The sequence below is a fragment of the Haemophilus sputorum CCUG 13788 genome (genome assembly GCF_000238795.1).
GTDB classification, from domain to species: domain Bacteria; phylum Pseudomonadota; class Gammaproteobacteria; order Enterobacterales; family Pasteurellaceae; genus Haemophilus_A; species Haemophilus_A sputorum.
In genome coordinates, this window is record NZ_AFNK01000031.1 from 118,498 (window position 1) to 141,147 (window position 22,650).

General features: G+C 40.0%; 27 protein-coding genes and 3 tRNA genes. 4 read left to right on the forward strand and 26 right to left on the reverse strand.

Annotated elements, in window-relative coordinates; genetic code table 11:
* Nucleotides 1–213: 213 nt before the first annotated feature.
* The 6 genes from cdiI to oxyR form a co-directional block, all read right to left on the reverse strand.
* Nucleotides 214–387 carry a ribonuclease toxin immunity protein CdiI gene (gene cdiI, locus HSP_RS11420; RefSeq protein WP_318655600.1) on the reverse strand — a complete coding sequence of 58 codons (174 nt, stop codon included), beginning with the start codon at nt 385–387 and terminating at the stop codon, nt 214–216.
* Between the two features lie 99 nt (nt 388–486).
* Complete coding sequence (locus HSP_RS0104015) at nt 487–795, reverse strand: transposase (protein WP_007526478.1); 309 nt, start codon at nt 793–795, stop codon at nt 487–489.
* Nucleotides 796–889: 94 nt separating this feature from the next.
* Nucleotides 890–1,279 (reverse strand): YbaN family protein, encoded by a 390-nt coding sequence (locus HSP_RS0104020; protein WP_007526074.1) that lies wholly within the window; start codon nt 1,277–1,279, stop codon nt 890–892.
* A 105-nt stretch (nt 1,280–1,384) separates the two neighbouring features.
* Nucleotides 1,385–1,894, reverse strand: a complete 510-nt coding sequence (locus tag HSP_RS0104025; protein ID WP_007526085.1) for a protein disulfide oxidoreductase — start codon at nt 1,892–1,894, stop codon at nt 1,385–1,387.
* A gap of 1 nt (nt 1,895) precedes the next feature.
* Entirely contained in the window at nt 1,896–2,522 is a 627-nt protein-coding gene (gene fabR, locus HSP_RS0104030) for an HTH-type transcriptional repressor FabR (protein ID WP_007526064.1), read from the reverse strand.
* Nucleotides 2,515–3,414 (reverse strand): DNA-binding transcriptional regulator OxyR, encoded by a 900-nt coding sequence (gene oxyR / locus HSP_RS0104035; RefSeq protein WP_007526056.1) that lies wholly within the window; start codon nt 3,412–3,414, stop codon nt 2,515–2,517. The genes fabR and oxyR overlap by 8 nt, the downstream gene beginning before the upstream one ends.
* Before the next feature lie 115 nt (nt 3,415–3,529).
* Here oxyR and HSP_RS0104040 point away from each other — a divergent pair, with 115 nt between their 5' ends.
* Nucleotides 3,530–4,267 carry a glutathione peroxidase gene (locus tag HSP_RS0104040; RefSeq protein WP_007526043.1) on the forward strand — a complete coding sequence of 246 codons (738 nt, stop codon included), beginning with the start codon at nt 3,530–3,532 and terminating at the stop codon, nt 4,265–4,267.
* Between the two features lie 146 nt (nt 4,268–4,413).
* Here the strand turns inward: HSP_RS0104040 and valS are convergent, their stop codons facing one another.
* The 16 genes from valS to rpe form a co-directional block, all read right to left on the reverse strand.
* Nucleotides 4,414–7,278, reverse strand: coding sequence for a valine--tRNA ligase (gene valS / locus HSP_RS0104045; RefSeq protein WP_007526070.1), 2,865 nt, complete (start codon nt 7,276–7,278; stop codon nt 4,414–4,416).
* 37 nt (nt 7,279–7,315) lie between these two features.
* Complete coding sequence (locus HSP_RS0104050; protein WP_007526089.1) at nt 7,316–7,948, reverse strand: hypothetical protein; 633 nt, start codon at nt 7,946–7,948, stop codon at nt 7,316–7,318.
* 12 nt (nt 7,949–7,960) lie between these two features.
* Nucleotides 7,961–8,275, reverse strand: coding sequence for a N(4)-acetylcytidine aminohydrolase (gene yqfB / locus HSP_RS0104055; protein WP_007526079.1), 315 nt, complete (start codon nt 8,273–8,275; stop codon nt 7,961–7,963).
* A 178-nt stretch (nt 8,276–8,453) separates the two neighbouring features.
* Nucleotides 8,454–8,780 (reverse strand): YceK/YidQ family lipoprotein, encoded by a 327-nt coding sequence (locus HSP_RS0104060; protein WP_010128961.1) that lies wholly within the window; start codon nt 8,778–8,780, stop codon nt 8,454–8,456.
* Nucleotides 8,781–8,817: 37 nt separating this feature from the next.
* Nucleotides 8,818–9,132 (reverse strand): N(4)-acetylcytidine aminohydrolase, encoded by a 315-nt coding sequence (yqfB, locus tag HSP_RS0104065; RefSeq protein WP_007526048.1) that lies wholly within the window; start codon nt 9,130–9,132, stop codon nt 8,818–8,820.
* Nucleotides 9,133–9,404: 272 nt separating this feature from the next.
* A complete protein-coding gene (locus HSP_RS0104070; RefSeq protein ID WP_007526002.1) occupies nt 9,405–9,752 on the reverse strand; it encodes a hypothetical protein in 348 nt (115 codons plus the stop codon).
* 274 nt (nt 9,753–10,026) lie between these two features.
* On the reverse strand, nt 10,027–10,548 hold the full coding sequence (locus HSP_RS0104075) for a DUF1523 family protein (protein WP_007526052.1): 522 nt from the start codon (nt 10,546–10,548) through the stop codon (nt 10,027–10,029).
* A gap of 9 nt (nt 10,549–10,557) precedes the next feature.
* Nucleotides 10,558–11,349, reverse strand: a complete 792-nt coding sequence (locus tag HSP_RS0104080; RefSeq protein WP_010128962.1) for a TatD family hydrolase — start codon at nt 11,347–11,349, stop codon at nt 10,558–10,560.
* Between the two features lie 14 nt (nt 11,350–11,363).
* Complete coding sequence (locus HSP_RS0104085) at nt 11,364–12,344, reverse strand: DNA polymerase III subunit delta' (protein ID WP_010128963.1); 981 nt, start codon at nt 12,342–12,344, stop codon at nt 11,364–11,366.
* A gap of 20 nt (nt 12,345–12,364) precedes the next feature.
* A complete protein-coding gene (gene tmk, locus HSP_RS0104090; protein WP_007526082.1) occupies nt 12,365–12,994 on the reverse strand; it encodes a dTMP kinase in 630 nt (209 codons plus the stop codon).
* A gap of 10 nt (nt 12,995–13,004) precedes the next feature.
* Nucleotides 13,005–14,039 (reverse strand): endolytic transglycosylase MltG, encoded by a 1,035-nt coding sequence (mltG, locus tag HSP_RS0104095; RefSeq protein ID WP_010128964.1) that lies wholly within the window; start codon nt 14,037–14,039, stop codon nt 13,005–13,007.
* A 114-nt stretch (nt 14,040–14,153) separates the two neighbouring features.
* A tRNA-Lys gene (locus HSP_RS0104100) sits at nt 14,154–14,229 on the reverse strand.
* A 19-nt stretch (nt 14,230–14,248) separates the two neighbouring features.
* Nucleotides 14,249–14,324 (reverse strand) — tRNA-Lys (locus HSP_RS0104105).
* Nucleotides 14,325–14,345: 21 nt separating this feature from the next.
* Nucleotides 14,346–14,421, reverse strand: a tRNA-Lys gene (locus HSP_RS0104110).
* 156 nt (nt 14,422–14,577) lie between these two features.
* On the reverse strand, nt 14,578–14,811 hold the full coding sequence (gene acpP / locus HSP_RS0104115) for an acyl carrier protein (RefSeq protein WP_007526009.1): 234 nt from the start codon (nt 14,809–14,811) through the stop codon (nt 14,578–14,580).
* A gap of 246 nt (nt 14,812–15,057) precedes the next feature.
* Entirely contained in the window at nt 15,058–15,732 is a 675-nt protein-coding gene (gene rpe, locus HSP_RS0104120; protein ID WP_007526083.1) for a ribulose-phosphate 3-epimerase, read from the reverse strand.
* A gap of 182 nt (nt 15,733–15,914) precedes the next feature.
* Here rpe and HSP_RS0104125 point away from each other — a divergent pair, with 182 nt between their 5' ends.
* The 3 genes from HSP_RS0104125 to HSP_RS10875 are packed head-to-tail and all read left to right on the forward strand — an operon-like array spanning nt 15,915 to nt 17,112.
* On the forward strand, nt 15,915–16,187 hold the full coding sequence (locus HSP_RS0104125; RefSeq protein WP_007526037.1) for a type B 50S ribosomal protein L31: 273 nt from the start codon (nt 15,915–15,917) through the stop codon (nt 16,185–16,187).
* Between the two features lie 5 nt (nt 16,188–16,192).
* Entirely contained in the window at nt 16,193–16,318 is a 126-nt protein-coding gene (gene ykgO, locus HSP_RS0104130; protein ID WP_007526060.1) for a type B 50S ribosomal protein L36, read from the forward strand.
* Between the two features lie 41 nt (nt 16,319–16,359).
* Nucleotides 16,360–17,112 carry a DUF4198 domain-containing protein gene (locus HSP_RS10875; RefSeq protein ID WP_010128966.1) on the forward strand — a complete coding sequence of 251 codons (753 nt, stop codon included), beginning with the start codon at nt 16,360–16,362 and terminating at the stop codon, nt 17,110–17,112.
* Nucleotides 17,113–17,167: 55 nt separating this feature from the next.
* On the opposite strand, the gene mpl is transcribed toward HSP_RS10875, so the two are convergent.
* From mpl to dnaK, 4 genes are all read right to left on the reverse strand, one after another.
* On the reverse strand, nt 17,168–18,532 hold the full coding sequence (mpl, locus tag HSP_RS0104140; RefSeq protein WP_010128967.1) for a UDP-N-acetylmuramate:L-alanyl-gamma-D-glutamyl-meso-diaminopimelate ligase: 1,365 nt from the start codon (nt 18,530–18,532) through the stop codon (nt 17,168–17,170).
* 230 nt (nt 18,533–18,762) lie between these two features.
* A complete protein-coding gene (gene dnaJ, locus HSP_RS0104145; RefSeq protein ID WP_010128968.1) occupies nt 18,763–19,905 on the reverse strand; it encodes a molecular chaperone DnaJ in 1,143 nt (380 codons plus the stop codon).
* Between the two features lie 62 nt (nt 19,906–19,967).
* Nucleotides 19,968–20,372 carry a GyrI-like domain-containing protein gene (locus tag HSP_RS0104150; protein WP_010128969.1) on the reverse strand — a complete coding sequence of 135 codons (405 nt, stop codon included), beginning with the start codon at nt 20,370–20,372 and terminating at the stop codon, nt 19,968–19,970.
* Between the two features lie 142 nt (nt 20,373–20,514).
* Complete coding sequence (gene dnaK / locus HSP_RS0104155) at nt 20,515–22,422, reverse strand: molecular chaperone DnaK (protein ID WP_010128970.1); 1,908 nt, start codon at nt 22,420–22,422, stop codon at nt 20,515–20,517.
* Nucleotides 22,423–22,650 lie beyond the last annotated feature (228 nt).

The following is a 22,650-nucleotide window of genomic DNA, read 5'->3' on the forward strand; positions in this document are numbered from 1 at the left end:
TCATTTGCCCTAAATAAAAACAAAATAATAGAAAGATAAATACTATAGAAAAAAATCAAACACTTTAAACATATTAACTTTGCTAAAGTTAAAATTAAACTTTGAGAATACATATAAATACGTCATAGCTAATAAAAACATCGTCATTTTAAATATCTTAAAAAGATCTGTCTTATTCATTTCTAAACTCCTGTTCACTTAATCCTCGATAATTTATCTCTTTTTAGCAAAATCTAGCATATAGGCTATTAATTCTCTATATTTGTTATCAGGATGTATTTCTAGAAATCTTTCACAAGCTTTTTCTGTATATTCTAGATTTTCCTGTTCTGTTACATACCCCTTAGTATTCATACATTCATCAATGATTTTTGTATCTTTTACCATTTATTTGATAGTTTTGTGGATAGTAGTATAGATTTATATCACCATACTTTCCTCCACAAGAAACAAGATCTTTCCATCTTTGTTTTGAGTTTGTATGTCCTAGTAGTTCTTTTTTTGATACCCTGCAATTAATGGGTATTCTTTTCCCTTAAACGCTTTAGGTGAAAAGTCTGTAGTTTCTGGAATTTCAATGTCTTTCTTTTTCATCTTTGGCTTCACTATTTTCGGTGTTTGAAGGTTCGTATAAGGCGATTTTACGCCATCAAGCCCTCTTTCCCGAAATGCTTTTAGCCAATAAATAACGAGAGCATGGGAAATTTTATGAAGTTTAGCCACCTCACGGATACCATAATCTTGTTCGGTGACGAGTTTGATAATTTTCAAACGAAATTGATAAGAGTAGGACATAATCTGCACCTCAAATTAGGTGTCCAGATTTTGGAGTGCAGATCAACAAGCGGTCAGATTTTGCAAAAATTTTGCGAAATTCGACCGCTTGTATTTAACGTGCCATTGCCTCAGCTGGGGGTGTTTCTTCTAAAGTTGGGATAACCCAAAAGAAAACTGCGTATTGAACCAATAATGAAAGCGCAATAATCACGCGTGCCCAAACAGCACCGCTCATCACAAAACCAATCCCCATTCCAATGGTGGAAATCAGTAAAATCCGCCACTTCGCTTTGCGGCTTAATGCGCGCGTTTCATGGTAGGACTTAAGGTGATCTTGATATATCTGGGTTTGTAAGAACCAGTCATGCAAACGCTCTGAGCTTTTACCGAAACAAAAAAGCGCAATCAAAAGAAATACCGTACCGGGCATGCCAGGGATAATAATGCCGGTAATACCAATGCCCAAAAAAATAAAGCCTAAAATTGCGTAAATCGGTTTCATAATCGTCTTGATAAAAAATAATGAGTGCCATTATCTACAAATAAAAATGATTTGCAACATCTTATGCTGTTGCAAATCATTTTAAAAATTTGACCGCTTGTAAAATTAGTAAGCTAACGCCATTCTGGCTTTTAACCCCCAATAGGTTGTCAGCCCCGTGGTGTATTGCTTAATTTCGCCATTTTTTATTATTAGAATGGTGGGCGTTGCTTGAATATCCCACAGTTTAGAAAACTCCCCATTGGGATCATTCAGGGTCGGGAAATGGTAGCCGTTTTCGGCAAGGTAAGCATTGACCGACTCAGGACTACCTGATTTCAACGCCACGCCTAAAACCGGTACACCTTCTTGCGCCAATCGATCAACAGCCGGCGAAGTAATTTGGCAAAAATGACACCAGCTGCCCCAGAAATAAAGCAACATCGTTTTTTCATGGCTTAATTGCGCAATAATTTGCGGCTGATTTTGGGTGTCTGTCAGCACTTGGCTAGCAAATTGCACGGGCGAACTTGGCTTACGATACCAATCCACTGCCACACTGATTACAATAAACAGCGCACCGTAAATCACAATATTTTTCAACCAGGTTTTTAGTAATGCGGTTTTAGTTTGCATCTTATTTTCCTTGCTGATGATGTGTATATGCCGCAGCACCATGTGCCAACATTCTCAGTTGAGTAATCACCCGTTTTTTAAGCTTTTCGCGCTCGCTCATATTCATATCTAATGCGTGTAAGCCAGCCGTAAACACCAGTGTAACCAACCCTTCTGCTTGAATATAAGCAATGTCGCTATCGCGACTAGAATATTTAGCAGTAATATATTCGGTCAACTCTGCCACAAAATGCTTAATCTCGCGCGCAACTGCGGTACGGAAGACTAATGAAGTCCCCGAACTTTCACGCAATAATAAGCGAAAAACATTGGGACGATCTGCAATCAATTCAAAGAAGGTATCTACCGATAGCGCAACCACACTCCCACCATTTTCAATACGCTTGCGGGCTTGACGCATCAACTGGCGCAGTACAAGACCTGCTTCATCCACCATCGCAAGCCCAAGCTCATCCATATCTTTAAAATGGCGATAAAACGAAGTTGGTGCAATTTCTGCCTCACGAGCAACTTCTCGAAGGCTTAAATTGCTAAAACTTTTCTCTGCGCTGAGTTGGTTAAACGCTGCATCAATCAAAGCGCGGCGTGTTTTCTCTTTTTGCTGCGCACGAACACCAATATTACTCATGTTTTGCCTCAATTTCGTTGCGCATAATCTCACTTACCGCTTGTGCAAGTCGTTCATAGCGCAGACGAAGTGGTGAACCTGGACGATAGATTAAACCAATCGCGCGGTAAGGTTGTGGCTCGTCAAAGGTTAAATAATTCACCCCTTCCGTTGGCTTGGTTGCCAATTTCGGAATCAATGAAATACCGACATCTGCCGCTACCATATTCCGTAGCGTTTCTAAGTTAGTCGCTTTGAAATGTTCACTTTCTTTTGCACCCATTGAAAGACAATAATCTAATGTTTGCGTGCGTAAGCAGTTGCCTTCATCTAAGAAAAGAAGCTCTTTTTCACGCAAATCTGATAGTGGCACATGCTGCTGTTTTGCCCAAGCGTGCTTATCTGATACCGCTAAACGCATTTCTTCATTAAATAGACGAACTTCAATAAATGGTTCAGTTTCTTTCATTAACGCTAAAATTGCGCAATCCAGCTGACCCGATTCAAGCTGATCAATCACCTGTGAGCTACGTAGTTCATAAATATAAAGTTCAAGCGCTGGGAAGTGTTCTTTCAGCGCTGGAATAATAATTGGCGTAATATATGGCGCAAGCGTTGGAATAATTCCAACATGAAGCGGGCCAGACATCTCTTTGCCTTGGTTGCTTGCCATCTCACGCAATACTTTTACTTCACGCAAAACAACTTTGGCTTGATCAACTAATGTAAGGCCTGCTTGAGTAAACAGCACTTTACGGCTAGTGCGCTCTAGTAAAATTGTACCTAATTCATCTTCTAATTTACGAATCTGACCGCTTAGTGTGGGCTGGCTTACATTACATGCTTCTGCCGCGCGTCGGAAATGTTTATGCTCTGCCAATGCAATTAAATATTCTAAGTCTCTAATGTTCACGCAGACTCCTTCTTTATCAGTCTTACCTATCAATCAAATAAGCTGAATTATGGCACATTTATGTGTAGAATGCCCCCAGTTTTTCAAATCATCAGACCAAAACTGGGAGAAAATCATGGCATTAACTGATATGACAGGTAAAAAAGTACCTTCAGTAACTTTCCACACTCGCCAAGGCGATGCATGGGTTGACGTTACAACTGATCAATTATTCAACAACAAAAAAGTGGTTGTGTTCTCATTACCGGGCGCATTCACTCCAACTTGTTCATCAACTCACTTACCACGTTACAACGAATTAGCAAAAGAATTCTTCGCTTTAGGCGTAGATGAAATCGTTTGTATTTCTGTAAACGATACTTTTGTTATGAACGCATGGAAAGCAGACCAAGAATGTGAAAACGTAACCGTTATTCCAGATGGTAACGGCGAATTCACTAAAGGTATGGGCATGTTAGTGAGCAAAGATGACTTAGGTTTCGGCGATCGTTCATGGCGCTATTCTATGTACGTGGTAAACGGCGTAGTTGAAAAAATGTTCATCGAACCACAAGAACCAGGTGACCCGTTCAAAGTTTCTGATGCAGACACTATGATCAAATTCTTAAGCCCAACATGGGCACCAAAACCATCTGTGTCTATCATCACTAAACCAGGTTGCCCATTCTGTGCAAAAGCGAAAGCATTGTTAGAAACCAAAGGCTTACCGTTTGAAGAAATCGTATTAGGTAAAGATGCATCAACTACATCATTACGCGCAATCACTGGCCGTACAACCGTTCCACAAGTATTTATCGGTGGTAAACACATCGGTGGTAGCGACGATTTACAAGCACATTTTGATGTAAAATAATCGTAGTTAAAAATACGAAAAAAGCTAAACCTTCTGGTTTAGCTTTTTTTATTTTTCCTTTTATAGGAAGTAAATAAAAAAACGGTCAAATTTCAAATCTGCAAAACATCTTCAAAATCCGACCGCTTGTTTACTTCGTTTTAAAACTACAACGCTTCAATCGCTTTATACTGCTCTTGGATTTTTTCTAATCCAGATTGGTATTCCGCTTGTTTTTCGCGTTCTTTCGCAATCACCGCTTCTGGTGCTTTAGCCACGAAAGCTTCATTGCTGAGTTTGTTTTCGATACGTTTAACCTCATTTTGATATTTTTCAATCTCTTTGGTTAAACGGGCAAGCTCTGCTTCTTTATTGATAAAGCCAGCCATTGGTACGAGCAATTCAGCATTGCCCACGAGTTTCGCTACCGCAAGTGGTGCGGTTTCGTTTGCGGCTAATGCTTGAACGTTGTCTAATTTCGCCATCGCTTTCAAAAGAGCGGTCTGTTTTTCGAGAATTTTTGCATTTTCTGCACTTAAATTACGGAATAACAGATCTAATCCTTTGCTTGGTGCGATGTTGCTTTCTGCACGGATGTTACGTACCGCAACGATCACTTCTTTTAACCACTCAATTTCAGCTTCTGCTTCTGGATCAAAGCCGTTTTCTTCCACTTGTGGGAAAGGTTGTAACATAATGCTGTCAGCCGTAATGCCGACAAAACCTTTCACTTTTTGCCAAATTTCTTCGGTAATAAATGGAATGAGCGGATGTGCTAAACGTAATAATTTCTCTAACACGTGAACCAAAGTTTGGCTTGCTGCACGGATTTGTGCTGCGTTGCCGTTGGCAAATACTGGTTTAGTCAATTCTAAATACCAGTCACAGAATTGGTTCCAAGTAAACTCATAAATCACATTGGCACAAAGATCGAAACGATATTGGCTTAATGAGTTACGGAAAGTTTCCACGGTACGATTGAATTCTGATTGAATCCAACGATCGGCTAATGAGAATTCGATCTCACCTTCACTTAAATCCAATTTTTCATTTGTTAAGACGAAACGGCTTGCATTCCACAATTTATTACAGAAGTTACGGTAGCCTTCTAAACGTTTCATATCCCAGTTGATATCGCGACCGTTTGAAGCCAATGCGGCTAATGTAAAACGTAATGCGTCTGTACCGTGAGCTGCAATACCTTCAGCAAATTCTTTGCGAGTCGCTTTGGCAATTTTCTCCGCTAATTGCGGCTGCATCATGTTGCCAGTGCGTTTTTCAAGTAAATCGTCAAGGCTAATACCGTCAATCATATCGATTGGGTCAAGTACGTTACCTTTTGATTTCGACATTTTTTGACCTTGCTCATCACGGATTAAGCCAGTTACATATACCGTTTTAAATGGTACTTGCGGTTTGCCGTTTTCATCTTTCACGAAGTGCATCGTAAACATAATCATACGCGCAACCCAGAAGAAGATGATGTCAAAGCCTGTGATTAACACATCCGTTGGATGGAACATTTTGAGCTCTTTAGTTTGCTCTGGCCAACCTAAGGTAGAGAACGTCCACAAACCTGATGAGAACCACGTGTCTAACACATCTTCATCTTGTTTAAGTTCAACCACAGAATCTAAGTTGTATTTTGACCGCACTTCTTCTTCGTTGCGTGCCACATACACGTTGCCTTCTGAGTCATACCACGCAGGAATACGGTGTCCCCACCAAAGTTGGCGAGAGATACACCAATCTTGAATATCGCGCATCCAAGAGAAGTAAAGGTTTTCGTATTGTTTTGGCACGAATTGGATTTCGCCGTCTTCCACCGCTTTAATCGCCACATCAGCAAGCGGTTTTACGCTCACATACCATTGGTCGGTTAGCATCGGCTCGATTGGCACTCCACCACGGTCGCCATAAGGCACTTTGAGATCGTGTGGTTTAATTTCGTCTAATAAACCTAGTGCTTCAAAATCTGCCACGATTTTCTTACGTGCAACAAAACGCTCTAAGCCACGGTAATCCGCCGGAATAGTCGCTTCATAGCCAGCAAGTGGTTTGCCATCGGTGCCGATAATTTCTGCTTCATCACGAATATCCGCATTTAAAGTTAACACGTTAACCATCGGTAAGCTGTGACGTTTACCCACTTCATAGTCGTTGAAGTCATGAGCAGGGGTGATTTTTACCACACCAGTACCGAATTCACGATCGACATATTCATCGGCAATAATCGGAATTTCACGATTTGCCAGCGGAAGAACCACGGTTTTACCGATTAAAGATTGATAACGTTCATCTTCAGGATGCACCGCCACCGCTGTATCGCCCAACATGGTTTCTGGACGCGTAGTTGCGACGACTAAATAATCTTTACCATCTGCCGTTTTTGCACCGTTAGCTAACGGATAACGGAAATGCCAAAGAGAACCTTTGCTCTCTTTGTTTTCTACTTCTAAATCAGAAATCGCGGTGTGAAGTTTTGGATCCCAGTTTACTAAGCGTTTGCCACGGTAAATCAACCCTTCTTCATGCAAGCGAACAAACACTTCTTTTACCGCATTCGATAAACCATCGTCCATAGTGAAACGCTCGCGTTCCCAGTCGATTGAGTTACCTAAACGACGCATTTGTTGGCTAATTGTGCCGCCTGAATAAGCTTTCCAATCCCAGATTTTGTTGATGAACGCTTCACGACCATAATCGTGGCGGGTTTTGCCTTCTTCAGCGGCAATTTTACGTTCCACCACCATTTGGGTTGCAATACCCGCATGGTCTGTCCCCGCTTGCCATAAGGTATTATGCCCTTCCATACGGTTAAAACGGATTAAAGTATCCATTAAGGTTTGTTGGAAAGCGTGCCCCATGTGTAGGGAACCCGTTACATTCGGTGGAGGAATTGCAATGCAATAGCTCGGCGCGTTTTCATTTTCAGACGGTTTAAAATAACCGCTCTCTTCCCAATGTTGATAAAGGGCTTGTTCTACCGCAGACGGATTAAAACGGTCTGCCATTTCGAATTTTTGTGTCATTTATTTTTTCTCTTTACCTAGCGTGAAATTTAATTATTTAGCATTCAGGCAGATCCCATTTTTTTGCTGGAATTCCACCCTTATAATGAATAACGCTATCTGTTTTAGCTGGACTAAATTTAAAATGATATTTTTTTATTTCTTTGAAATAAATTTCAGTATTATAAAGTCCCTTTTCATTTGGTAAAAGATAGAACACTTCATCAATAATTGTATCTCTATCTAAATTATAAATAGGTTTATTAGCTACTTGTTTAAGATAATAATATCCCTTATCTTGAACTATAAATTTAAAAACTTGATCTTCAATCAATGCATTATTGGAACGTTCAACCAATTTAACATAAGTGTCAGCTTTTACCTTACTTTCAGATAAATACTTTTCTAAATGCTTAAACGGTGAGTTACTAAAAACACCTCTAGTAAAATTAGGTATCAGTGGTTCTTTTAAAGTTAATACTTGAGAAAAACCATCCTGAACCAGACACTGTCTAGCTTCATCTTTTTTATAAATAGAAATCATATGCGTCGCAAAATTATTAACACTTAATATAGCATGATCTTCACCTGTATAATCTTCATACCTTGAAGAAACAACATCTAAATTCGTACATGAAATTAAGAACTGTGAAATTGAAAATAATAAAATTGATTTAATATATTTTCTCAAAACAAATTCCCTCTAATTTTTCAATCTAAAATTTATTAATATAAACTTATCTTCATTCAGGTAAATACTCCGAATCACTTCTTTCAACTCCTCCAATCCCATATTTTCCTGTTTTGCATGTTGTTCCGTCAGCTCGTCAAGAGTAATCGGCGACACACTTAACACTTCAATCGTGCGGAAATATTGGTTATCTTCAAATCGTCCAACACGTAAAATATCACCTGCTTTAAAATGGCTTTCGGATTTATCCCGAATGGTGATGGTTTTACGCCCTGCGAGAATATCAGCTTCGAAACGTTGGTAAAAAGTGATGTCGTTTGGTTGCATTTTATTCCTTACAAGCGGTTAAATTTGAGCATTTTTTTGCAAAATCACTTACTGGCTAATATTTGATTCTGCCAAATCTCCCCTAACCCCTCTTTGCTAAAGAGGGGAATGGATTTCAAATTTTTGTGTCATTTATTTTTCTCTTGCTTAGTAGGGTGAGTATAAACACACCGTTATATTAATTTGCTTTTTTATCTTTTATCCAAGGATGTTTATTATTTGGGTCACCGTATTGCCCACACGATTTTCTTGCTTCATCATCTGATAGATAGTAACGAGGAATATTGATCGGTAACAATGCTGTATCAGCCACAACAGATAAAGGCCAATCGATAAAATATAATGGTCTGGTCATATGCTTAAAGCCAACACCATCATAAAAATTACCAGCCACCATATTGTAATCGTATCGAGTTCCAATATAAGGACAAGGATCTTTCAGTGTCGTTAAGGTGCCACAACCATAAAGAGATAGACTTGATAAGATTAGAACAAGCTTTTTCATTTTGATTTCCTTTTTTAACTGTTATCAAACCTTAGCATTATTTAATCAGTTTAAAATGAATTACCCAAAACTCACTTTCATTGGGATAAATTGTTTTAATCACTTCTCGCAATTCAGCCAAACTCATATTTTCCTGTGCTGCATGCTGTTCTGTAAGATTATCAAGCATGATCGGCGACATACTTAACACTTCAATCGTACAGAAATATTGGTTATCTTCAAATCGACCAACACGTAAAATATCGCCTGATTTGAAATGGCTTTCGGATTTATCTCTAATAGTGATTGTTTTACGCCCCGCGAGAATATCGGCTTCGAAACGCTGATAAAAAGTTATGTCGTTTGATTGCATTTTATTCCTTACAAGCGGTTAAATTTGAGCAATTTTTGCAAAATCACTTACTAGCTCAGGTTTGATTCTGCCAAATCTCCCCTAACCCCTCTTTACTAAAGAGGGGAATGAATTAGAAAGTTTATCTATCTGTTTAATGTTTTAACATTAAAAGAAATTCGTTCAATAATATTGAGTTGATAAAGGAATCCCCCTCTTTAGCAAAGAGGGGTTAGGGGAGATTTGGCAGTAGCAATCACGAAGAAAGCCGTTTTTCTCTTCCCCTAATCTATTCAACGCTTGGTTTTACAATTCACAATTTTCGCTGAAGTCACGCCATAAATAAGCGCATCTTTCTCATAGAGATCAAGATTTGGCGTCACTTTCACGCACTGGTTAGGCTTAGCATTGATAAGCACGCCAGCCGCTTTTAAATTTGTGCTAGAGTGAAACGCAAATAACCCTTGTGTCGTTTTCACTACAAAGCCGTCCAATTCGCCATTATCAGAAGCTTCTTGGACAAATTCCTTTTCTTCAGCAGTTAATTCAGAGACTTGAAGAATAGAATATCCTTCATCAGCAAAGGTTGTCTTGCTCGCTAATAACAGAATTAAAGGAAGCCATTTAAGATATTTTTTCATCTTGATTACCTATTAAATACCATAGTATAAAAGTTTGTTTCCAACCTAAAATAGCCGACCTATCTCAAGAAAGATCAAGGCGTATCCTTTAATAGTTTTTTTCAAATTAAGTGCGAAATTTTAACAGAAAATCCTCAAAAAATCTTCTATAAGGGGCGGGATTCTTATCGATTAAATGCAAACAAGCGGTAAGATTCCAATCATATTTTGCAAAAAATCGTTGAAATCTCACTGCTTGTTGATTTGAATAATAGTGGCGGTTACCCGCTATCATTTATTCTTTGCGGAAAATTCCGCGAATGAGCTGTACAGAAAGGAAGAATAGCAACACGATAACACCATAAAGCACATAGCTTACAATCGGTTTTGCTACCGTTTCCCCTTCTAACAATGGTTTAATTGAGACAATGTTGCGGAACTCATTCATCCAGTTAATCCGCCAGCCGTAGTATTTAATTTGAACGCGCTGTTTTTCATTTGCATAGGCTTGCGCTTTTGCTTGAATATCTGCAGAGCCAAATTTGAAATACGGTGGTAAGCCCCAACCTGTATCTTCATTGCGATATACCATGACTTTGTTTGGTTCACTTTCGGTAAACAAGAAATAAACATCGCGCACTTCGCCATCTGCTGGATTTGACTTGCTAATTACGCCATCTTTGTCCATGCGACGCACTTCCATGCCGGTTACATAAGTTTCATCGTAACTTGGCATTGCATAATTCACAACCCCGCCAATAACAATAAAGAATGAGAGAGAAACTAAAATCAAAAAGTATTTGATAATCTGTTTCATGGCAGCTCCTTATAACTGAATTTTAAATAATTTTTGTACATTTTCGGTGGTAATGCGAGCAAATTCTTCTGTCGAAACCCCTTTTAATGTTGCCACATATTCGCACGTTTCGCGCACATAGGCTGGCTGATTTGGTTTACCACGATAAGGAATTGGCGCTAAATAAGGCGAATCCGTTTCCACTAATAATCGATCAAGCGGTAATTTTCGCACAACATCTCGCAATTCTTCAGCATTTTTAAAGGTAATAATACCTGAAATGGAGATATAAAAGCCAATATCAAGGGCTCGTTTTGCCATTTCATAATCTTCGGTAAAGCAGTGTAGCACGCCGCCACATTTTTCTGCTCCTCCTTGAATTAACATATCCATCGTATCTTGGCGCGCACTTCTAGTGTGAATAATCAGTGGTTTATTCACTTTATTCGCAATCTCAATTTGCTGTTCAAAACTAGCAATTTGTAGCGGTTTAGATTCCAACGCATAATGGTAATCTAAGCCTGTTTCGCCCACGGCGACCACGCGTGGATCTTCGGCAAAATTCAGCAATTTATCGTAATCAAAAGGCTCTTCTTCAACATTGAGCGGATGCACACCACAAGAAAGCGATACTTCTGGGCGATGTGCCGTTAAATTTTTCATCGCTTCAAAACGACCAACGGTGGTACAAATTGAAATAAAATGGTTTACTCCACGCGCTTTTGCATTTTCAATCACTTCATCAACATTTTTATGACGTGTTTCATAATCTAATGAATCTAAATGACAGTGGGAGTCAATAATAAATAAATCTTTTAACATAAATTTTTAAATAATTATCCAAATAAGGTCATCACTAATTTTGTAATGCCATCAAGCAACATTAACTCTTGATTCACGGCATTAATTTCGCGCAAATCGCGCTGAGTTTGTTGCACAATTCGATGTCCTTCAAGCAATAACGGTGCATCAAAACGTTGGCTAAAAATCGGAATTGCATTTCCCAAATCGGTATTTATCCAGCCATGCTGAATGCCCATTTTTGCCTTAAGGCTGTCGGTAAAAAAGCTCTCTAACCATTCCAGCTGTTCAAAAAGCCTCTCTTTATCAAAAGCGGAATAGAGCAAGAATACATCGCGCGTTTTCAGAAATTGCCAAAAGGTTTGTAAAAATGCTTTGCGCACTGGCAAGCGGTCATTTTCAAGAAAACTTTTGCAAATCAGTGGGCGATGATGGCAAATGTTCAAGGCAATTTGTCGTGTTTCAAACGATGTATTCGGGCAAACTTCTGCAAGCCATTGCATCGCACTATCTGCCTTCGGCGCAGTGATTAAATAGGTTTGGCAACGGCTTTGGATAGTCGGTAAAATGGCATCTTGAATCGGTGCTTCTAACAGAAAATAAACGCCTGCATGCGGTTCTTCTAAGGTTTTCAATAAGGCATTACTACTGGCTTCATTCAGTTTATCTGCCCCTTGAATGTACACCACAATATTGCCACCTTGCTGCGCAAATGTTTGTAGCTGTTGGTTCAGCTCACGCACTTGGTCGATCAAAATTTCCTTACTTTCTTGTGGCGCAAGTAAGTGAAAATCCGGATGGTTACCACTTTGGCGTAACAAACAACTTTTACATTGGTGACAAGGCTTTTCGCCTTGTGGCATCTGGCAAAGCAACCAATCTGCAAATTGGCTAATAAGTTGCTCAGTGCCTAGCCCAACTTCTGTTTTAAATAGCAACGCATGGTGGCCACGCCCTTGTAAAAAAGTGTGCGTCAGTTGCTGATAAATCGGCACCAACCAAGGATAAAGTGTCATCTTATCCATCTCTTTTCCAACTATTTTGCAAATGACAAGAATTTTTCAACCGCTTGTTGAATATCTGCCACCACTTTTTCTAGTGGCTGTTCAGCATTGATAATCACCGCTTTTTCATTATTTTGCGTTAAAGCCAAATAACGCTGACGAGTGCGATAGAAGAAATCCAAGCTTTGCTGTTCAATGCGATCTAATTCGCCCCGACCGCGAGCCCGTTCTAGGCCGATAACCGGGTCGATATCGAGATAAATCGTAAAATCTGGCTCAAATTTACCCAAAATTGTTTTCTTGAGCGTGTCTAATAAATGGCTATCAATCTGGCGGCCGCCGCCTTGATAAGCTTGCGTAGACATATCATGACGATCCCCTAACACCCATTTGCCTTCAGCAAGTGCAGGTTTAATCACATTCTCTACCAACTGCACGCGCGCAGCGTATAACATCAATAATTCCGCTTTATCGCATACGGGCTCTTCCAATTCATGCTTGATTAAGTGGCGTAATTTTTCAGCTAACGGCGTGCCACCCGGCTCTCGAGTCATGACGATATCCGTAATACCTGATTTTTTCAGTTGTGCTAACACCGCCTGATGCGCGGTGCTTTTTCCTGCACCTTCTAAACCTTCTAATACGATGAATTTACCTTTCATTATTTTTTCCTTATGGTTTAGCCACTTTTCGTTCACGCTCAATTTTCATCCATTCGCGCACCGCTTTATTATGTTCATCTAAAGTGCGGCTAAATTTATGCCCACCGCTACCGTCTGCCACAAAATAAAAATACGGCGTACTATCAGGTTGAGAAACTGCTTTTAACGCCGCTTCACTCGGCATCGCAATTGGTGTAGGTGGCAAGCCCTCAATTACATAAGTATTATAAGGCGTTGCTTCTTCTAAATCTTTTTTACGAATATTGCCTGTGTAACGATCACCCATGCCATAAATCACTGTTGGGTCGGTTTGTAGCTTCATTTTCGCTCGTAAACGATTGATAAACACCGAAGCAACTTGTGGGCGTTCCTGCGCAATCCCCGTTTCTTTTTCCACAATGGAAGCAAGAATCAGCATTTCATAAGGATTTGCAAGCGGTAGATTTTCCGCTCGATTTTGCCAAGCTGCATCTAAAGCTTTTTGCTGCTTTTGATAAGCGCGCTTTAAAATGTCTAAATCCGTCGATCCTGGCACATAGCTGTAAGTATCTGGTGCAATCCAACCTTCTAATTTCTCATGTGGAAGAGCAAGTAAATTCGCAATTTCTGCTTCAGATTTATCACTTAAAGTATGTTGCAAATAGCTGGCTTTTGAGAGTTGTTCACGCCAAATTTTGAAGGTTTTTCCTTCAATAAATTGCACGTTTAGCTGCGCTTCTTTACCTGAATTTAAGTGTTTAAGTAAATCTTCAACCGTTTTTAAACCATTAAGCGAATAAGTTCCTGCTTTGAATTTGCTTAATTGCGGGTTAAATCGAATCAAATAAGGCAAATATTGAACATCATCATGTTGAACAATCCCCTGTTCTTCAAGCAGTTGTGCTAATTTTTGGCTTGAGGTGCCTTTTTCAACAATAAAAAACTGATCTGCTTTTGCAGTTAATGGATGCTCGGCAAGCTTATTGAGTTTTTGATAGGCATAAAATGCTGCACCACTAATCATCGTGCCAAGCAAGCCTAATGCGATCAATATTTTCTTAAACATCTGTTTTACATTTTCTAAAATAATTCGAGAAAAGATTTTACACTATAAAAGCGAATAAGCGGGCAAATTTTAATGCCATTTCAGAAATGATTTAAAGAGAAAATAAAGAAATCATGGTGGGTCGTGAAGGATTCGAACCTTCGACCAACGGATTAAAAGTCCGCTGCTCTACCGACTGAGCTAACGACCCAAAAGGGAGTGTTCTAAAGTGGTGGGTCGTGAAGGATTCGAACCTTCGACCAACGGATTAAAAGTCCGCTGCTCTACCGACTGAGCTAACGACCCTTTAGAGAAATTCACATTAAGTGGTGGGTCGTGAAGGATTCGAACCTTCGACCAACGGATTAAAAGTCCGCTGCTCTACCGACTGAGCTAACGACCCTTAATGTGTAACAGGCGTGTATAATACGGATTTTCAGACCGAATGCAAGCCCTTTTTATGTTTTTTGCTTTATCTGAATAAATTCAACACAATCTGGTTATTTTTAAACAAACCGTTAGATAAAAAATAAGGCGGTTTTAAAACCGCCTCACTGAATTATGCGTTTGCTTTTGTTACATAGTCAATCGCTGATTGAACTGTTGTAATTTTTTCAGCTTCTTCATCAGGAATTTCGATATCGAATTCTTCTTCTAAAGCCATTACTAATTCAACAGTATCTAAAGAGTCTGCGCCTAAATCTTCGATGAATGAAGCTTCAGGTTTAACTGCTGCAGCGTCTGCGCCTAATTGATCAACGATGATTTTTTTTACGCGTTCTTCAATGCTCATTTTGTGTTTCCTATTATAGTAAATTCGCAAAATGCGAGAGTTAGTTAGTGTAGTCAAAAATTCACTAAATTCAACCTTAGCATAGCAAGGTCGAACCAGATAAGCTTTTCGATACACTCGAACTAAAAAGGTTCGCTAAACATAGTGCAAGCGAAAAAGCTGTTTCATTTTAACATTAAGACTAGGGTTTATCCATTAAAAGCCGTGAAATTTGCAAAAAAATTGCAAAAAACGACCGCTTATTTCTTAAAGACCAGCAAGATTTGCTCTCATTTGGTCAATCACTGCCTTGTAATCCGGCTGATCAAAAATCGCTGAACCGGCAACAAAAGTATCTGCCCCAGCTTCAGCAATTTCAGCAATATTTTCGATTTTTACACCGCCATCCACTTCTAAACGAATGCTTCTGCCTGAGGCATCAATACGATGACGTACTTCACGCAATTTGTTTAATGTGCTTGGAATAAATTTTTGTCCGCCAAATCCCGGATTTACCCCCATCAATAAAATCATATCGATTTTATCCATGACATAATCTAAATAATGTAAAGGTGTTGCTGGGTTAAACACTAAGCCAGCTTTACAGCCTAATTCACGAATAAGCTGTAAGTTGCGATCGATATGATCGGTTGCTTCTGGATGGAACGTAATGTAGTTTGCGCCCGCTTTAGCAAATTCTGGAATCAGGCGCTCTACCGGTTTAACCATTAAATGCACATCAATTTCAGCCGTAATGCCGTAGTTACGTAACGCTTGGCAAATGGCTGGGCCAAAAGTTAAATTTGGTACAAAGTGATTATCCATCACATCAAAATGAATAATATCGCCACCCGCAGCTAATACTGCATTCACATCCTCACCTAGTCGCGCTAAGTCGGCAGAAAGAATAGAAGGGGCAATTAGAAAAGGTTGTCGAGCCATAAATCTCCTCCTTAAAAGTTATGCTTAAAGTACCATAGATTTAAGCAAAATACAGAGAAACAAGTCACAAAACAAAAAAAATTTAAAATCCATAAAAAATTTATTGAAATGTAAAAATTTTGTTGTATCATGCTTTCCCATAATTTAATAATGGATATTATTTAGTTTAGGAGACAAATAAAATGAAACAAGGCATCCACCCAGAAAACTACCGTGAGGTATTATTTTATGATGCTTCAGCTCAACAAGGTTGGATTATTCGCTCATGCGCAGCAACCTCAAAAACAATGACTTGGACAGATGGTAAAGAGTATCCGTTCTACCCATTAGATACTTCATCAGCTTCTCACCCTGTTTATACAGGTAAACGCCGTGAAGCGAACACTGAAGGTCGTGCAAGCCGCTTTAGCGATAAATTCAAAGGCATGGCAAGCCTCATTCAACGCAAAGGATAAGCAAAATGCAAATTTTAAACTCATTAAAAAGCGCGAAAACTCGCCACCAAGATTGCAAAATCGTACGTCGCAAAGGCAAACTTTATGTCATTTGCAAAAGCAACCCGAGATTCAAAGCTCGTCAACGTTAACAAGGATCTTCAATGAAGAAACTATTATTAGCTACTTCTTTATGTATTTTTGCAGCTTCTTCTCACGCACACCGTGTTTCACACCATTAAAAGCGGGTGAAGTGTTACAAGCCGATTTAGGTTACGGCGAATTCCCAACGCTCGAAACCATTCCAGAAAAACGCCTCTCTTTTTTTGAGCAAGGAATGCACTTATTAAGCGCTAAAGGCAGTGAAGCATTAAAACAATCAGGTGATAAAAACTATCACTTTGTTAGCCAAGCACCTTTAGCAGAAGGTAGCTATGTTATTTCTGCAACCTATAAACCAACTTTCTGGTCGCAAAATGCCGAAGGTTGGAAGCAAGCAGATATGAAAAATACGCCGAACGCAACCTACTGCGAACAAACCTCTATGTATGGGAAACAGATTATCAATGTCGGTAAAGATAGTGGTGTAGATGTTGTGGCTGATAAAGTAGGGCACAAATTGGAAATCGTGCCAATGGTTAACCCTGCATCAGTGAAAGTGGGTGAGCCATTTAAAGTTGTTGTATTATACGAAGGTGAGCCACTACCAAATGCAACGCTTACTGCAACGTTCAAAGGATTTGATATTCAAGACCACAGCCATTCGCATAAAGTGGAAGCGCAAGCATTCTCTGATACAACTGGCGAAGACGGTACAGTTAACATCATTCCATTAAAAGATGGTTTCTGGAAAGCTGCTGTGGTGCATGAAGTGCCATTTAGTGATCCTGCACAATGTCAAAAATCTAAACACTACGCAAGTATGACATTTGATATCGCGAAATAATTTTTCCGCTTTAAATCATAACCCCCAGCCTGAAAATCAGATTGGGGGTTTATTATCAAGCGGTCAATTTTTCTAAAAGTTTTGCGTGAATGCCACCGAAGGCACCATTACTCATCACAAGGATGTGATCACCGCTTTTCGCTTCATGCGTTACCGCATCAACTAGCTCATCTAAATTTGCAGACCATTTTGCTGGCTGAGTTAACGCATCAGTAATCACGCTCACTTGCCATGGAATAGTTTCCGGCTGATACACAAATACCGCATCTGCATCTTTCAAACTTGGTGCAATCTCTTCCTTATGCACGCCCATTTTCATTGTATTAGAACGCGGCTCAAGCACCGCAAGAATTCGTGCATCTTTCCCCACTTTGCTACGCAATGCACCAATAGTAGCTTCAATCGCGGTTGGATGGTGGGCAAAATCATCATAAACAGTGACTCCACGCACTTCACCTTTGACTTCTAAACGACGATTCGCATTAATAAATGAACCTAACGCTTCACATGCCCCCGCCACAGAAACACCTGCATGATGGCTTGCAGCAATCGCCATTAACGCATTGTGCATATTGTGCGCACCGATAATCTGCCATTTCACCACACCCGCTTTTTCGCCAAAGTGATACACTTCAAATGCTGAGCAATCTGCCACTAATGGTTTGGCAAACCACTCTTTTCCTTCGCCAATAAATTGTAATTGGCTATATGCGCCCATCTTCAGCGTATCTTGCACGTTTTGATCGGAAACTGCTGACAAAATGCAACCACTTTGTGGCATGGTACGCACAAGATGATGGAACTGACGTTGAATCGCTTTTAAGTCATCAAAAATATCAGCATGGTCAAATTCAATGTTATTGATAATTAACGTTCTCGGCGTGTAATGTACGAATTTTGAACGCTTATCAAAAAAGGCTGAATCATATTCATCGGCTTCAATCACAAAGAATTTGCTTGAACCTGCACGCGCAGAAATCCCAAAATTACCCGCAACCCCACCGATTAAGAAACCCGCATCGATGCCGTTTTTCTCCAGAATCCACGCCAACATTCCTGTTGTAGTCGTTTTGCCATGTGTACCAGAAACGGCTAATACCCAACGATCTTTGAGCAAATTATCATGCAACCATTGCGGGCCAGAGGTGTAATTCAATTGGTTATCCAACACATATTCCACACATGGATTGCCACGACTCATCGCATTACCAATCACCACTAAATCTGGCGCAGGTTGTAATTGCGCAACATCATAATTCGGAATAATTTCAATGCCGTGATTTTCTAAAAAAGTACTCATCGGCGGATAAACGTTAGTATCCGAACCAGTAACATGGTAGCCCAACTCGCGCGCGATCATCGCCACACCGCCCATAAAGGTGCCACAGATACCTAAAATATGAATATGTTTTTTTGTCATTATCTTGCCTTCTTTCACATCTATTTTTGCAAAAAACCGTAAAATTTCGACCGCTTAGTGCGATAAAAAGTTGCGATATTCTATCACATCTGCGCCTCGCTCACCTTACAAGCGGTCTGATTTACGATAAAATTTGCAAAACTTCGGGAAAAACAAACCGCTTGTAAACTAGTATTCAGACTCACGAAAAGAAAAAAGGCTTAGCATTTTATGCTAAGCCTTTTGCGTTATTAGTGTTTACCTAAATTGCTAAAGAAGTTCTTCACGCTATCTAAAAAGCCTTCTTGCTGTGGGCGATGTTTCCCTTTGCCATCGAAACTTTCTTCTAATTTGCGCAGAAGCTCTTTTTGTTCTTCGCTTAATTTTACTGGTGTTTCAACAATCACTTTGCAGATTAAATCACCCGCGTAGCCGCCTCTCGGGCTTGCTACCCCTTTACCACGTACACGGAAGAGTTTACCCGTTTGTGTTTCTGCTGGGATTTTGAGTTTCAATTTGCCTTCTAAAGTTGGCACTTCAATATCTCCGCCTAATGCCGCTTGAGTGAAGCTAATTGGCACTTCGCAGTAAAGGTTTGAACCATCACGTTCAAAAATCTCATGGTCACGAACGTGAATCACTACATATAAATCGCCCGCTGGTGCACCATTTTCCCCTGCAGCCCCTTCGCCTGATAAGCGTAATTGGTTACCGGTATCTACCCCCGCCGGAATAGTGACCGATAGGTTTTTCGCTTTTTGAACACGTCCATCACCGTGACAAGATTTACATGGTTTCTCGATTTTTTTGCCTGAACCGTGACAGCTTGGGCAAACAGATTCACTCACAAAGAAACCTTGCTGGCGACGAATTCGACCAGAACCGTGACAATGCGGACAAGTTTCCACTTTAGAATCTTTTTCTGCACCAGTACCGTGGCAAGTATCACACTCAGCTAATGTAGAAAGACGAATATCTTTTTTACAGCCTTTTACTGCTTCTTCTAAGGTGATTTCGATGTCGTAACGTAAGTCATCGCCCCGTACCACACGTTGACGGCGACCGCCTCCGCCAAAACCACCACCAAACATTTCGCTGAAGATGTCTTCAAAGCCGCCGAAACCGCCACCGAAGCCACCAAAGCCGCCGCCAGCACCGCCACCGCCTTGTTCAAAGGCTGCATGACCATATTGGTCGTAAGCTGCACGTTTTTCAGCATCGCCTAGTACTTCATAAGCTTCATTGATCTCTTTAAATTTTTCTTCTGCATCTTTGCTGCCTTGGTTTTTATCCGGGTGATGTTTAGACGCTAAACGTTTATACGCACGTTTGATGTCGTTCTCACTCGCCCCTTTTTGTAAGCCAAGGACTTCGTAGTAATCTTTTTTTGCCATAGTATTTCCGTATTTTTATTTGCAAATATTTTGTTATTTCTGACCGCTTGCATTCGCTATTTTTAGCAATGTGGGCGAATTGAAATGTAAATATCCACTTTGCCATTTGGATAATATTTCTCAAAATCCACTTTATAAGCACGTTTTAATAAGCCTTGCTTTTCCTTATTCCAAATATGTTGCCACGTTTGAACTACTGATTTGCCAGTCGTAGGGAAGATTTCATACCAAGTCAGATCTTCAATTTCAATGGTTGAGGAACTGTCTTCTGGTTTACTTTCTTGAGCAACAGCAACATCATAATAGCCCGTAAAATCCGATTCGTAATTCAGATAAACACCATAATAAGGCTCATTTTTAGTCAATTTTGCAAAATTATTCTGCCAAAGCTGTCCAATCTTTTCCGCGGTATTTTCCTTTATGTTATGCGTACGAATTGTAGCAAATGGATAAAGTGTAAGTGGCATAGCTATTCCTTAAATTTACAAAATTCTGGGTAAATTTGACCGCTTGTAACATACTCCTCTCTTTAGCAAAGAGGGGGATCATTTATATACACTAAAAGGGCGTGTTTCCACGCCCTTTATTTATGCTCGAAGAGCCGTGAAATTATTTGTTGTCTTTCACTTCTTCAAATTCAGCATCTACCACGCCATCATCTTTTGCTGATGATTGTTGTGGTTGCTCGCCACCAGCTTGTTGAGCTTTTGCTTGAGCTGCTTGCATTAATGGTTCAGAGGCTTTAATTACCGCTTCAATTTTCGCTTCGATCTCTGCTTTGTCTTCGCTTTTTGCTGCAGTTTCAAGTTCGCTTACTGCTGCTTCAATTTTCTCTTTGTCTGAAGCAGCTAACGCATCACCTGCTTCGGTAATTTGTTTGCGAGTTGCGTGTGCGATACCGTCTGCTTGGTTACGCGCTTGTACTAACTCTTCAAATTTACGGTCTGCATCAGCATTTGCTTCTGCATCACGCACCATTTGTTGAATTTCTTCATCAGATAAACCAGATGATGCTTGAATACGAATTTGTTGCTCTTTACCCGTATTTTTATCTTTTGCAGATACGTTGATTACGCCGTTTGCATCGATGTCGAAAGTAACTTCAATTTGTGGCATACCACGCGGTGCAGGGTTGATACCTTCTAGGTTGAATTGACCTAAAGATTTGTTGTCTGCCGCACGTTTACGCTCACCTTGTAACACGTGGATAGTTACTGCAGCTTGGTTATCTTCCGCAGTTGAGAACACTTGCGATTTTTTAGTTGGAATCGTGGTGTTTTTCTCAATTAAGGTTGTCATCACACCACCCATGGTTTCGATACCAAGTGATAACGGGGTTACGTCTAATAATAGAACGTCTTTCACATCACCTTTTAATACGCCACCTTGAACCGCTGCACCAATTGCCACCGCTTCATCTGGGTTTACGTCTTTACGAGCTTCTTTACCGAAGAATTCAGCCACTTTTTGTTGTACTAACGGCATACGAGTTTGGCCACCCACAAGAATGATATCATGGATTTCGTTTACACTCTTACCTGCATCTTTTAATACTGCTTTTAATGAGTCAATTGAGCTTGCCACTAAGTCTTCAACTAATGCTTCTAATTTCGCACGAGTTACGCTGATTGCTAAGTGTTTAGGACCTGTTGCATCTGCTGTGATATACGGAAGGTTCACTTCTGTAGATTGCGCTGATGAAAGTTCGATTTTCGCTTTTTCAGCGGCTTCTTTCACACGTTGTAATGCCATTGGGTCATTACGTAAATCAACACCTTGTTCTTTTTTGAACTCATCAATGATGTAGTCGATTACGCGGTTATCGAAATCTTCACCACCTAAGTGAGTGTTACCACCTGTTGCTAATACTTCAAAAGTTTGTTCGCCGTCGAAGTTATCGATTTCGATGATTGAGATATCAAATGTACCACCACCTAAGTCGTAAACTGCGATCACTTGATTCTCTTTGCTTGAACCTAAACCAAACGCCAAGGCAGCCGCCGTTGGTTCATTGATAATGCGTTTAACATCTAAACCTGCAATTTTACCTGCATCAATAGTTGCTTGACGTTGTGCATCGTTGAAGTACGCAGGCACAGTAATTACTGCTTCAGTTACAGATTCACCCAAGAAATCTTCTGCCGTTTTTTTCATTTTTTTCAATACTTCGGCAGAGATTTGTGGCGGCGCTAATTTATCGCCTTTTACATTTACCCACGCATCGCCGTTATCTGCACGCACGATTTCGAAAGGCATAATTTTAATATCGCGTTGTACTTCTTCGCTCTCAAAACGACGACCAATTAAACGTTTAATTGCGAATAATGTATTTTTCGGGTTAGTGATTGCTTGACGTTTTGCTGGCTGACCAACTAAGGTTTCATTATCTGTATAAGCAATAATTGAAGGGGTGGTGCGCGCACCTTCTGCATTTTCAATTACGCGCGCTTTGTCGCCATCCATTACTGCTACACAAGAGTTTGTTGTACCTAAGTCAATACCAATGATTTTTCCCATAATTTTTTCCCTCTAGATAAATTCGTTTGAATTAGTTTATGTTGCCGAAAAGATAAGGTTCGTTTAACGCTTTTCAAGCCCAGCGTAGAAAATTCTTATCGGCTGTGATTCAAAAGAATGGAGCGTTTGAATTCGCTCATTCAGACGGAGCAATAAATAAGGACAAAAAAACACGCTTCAAGGGCAAAATTAAAAAAATTTGCAAATTTTTGCTAAAATCTGCCCGCT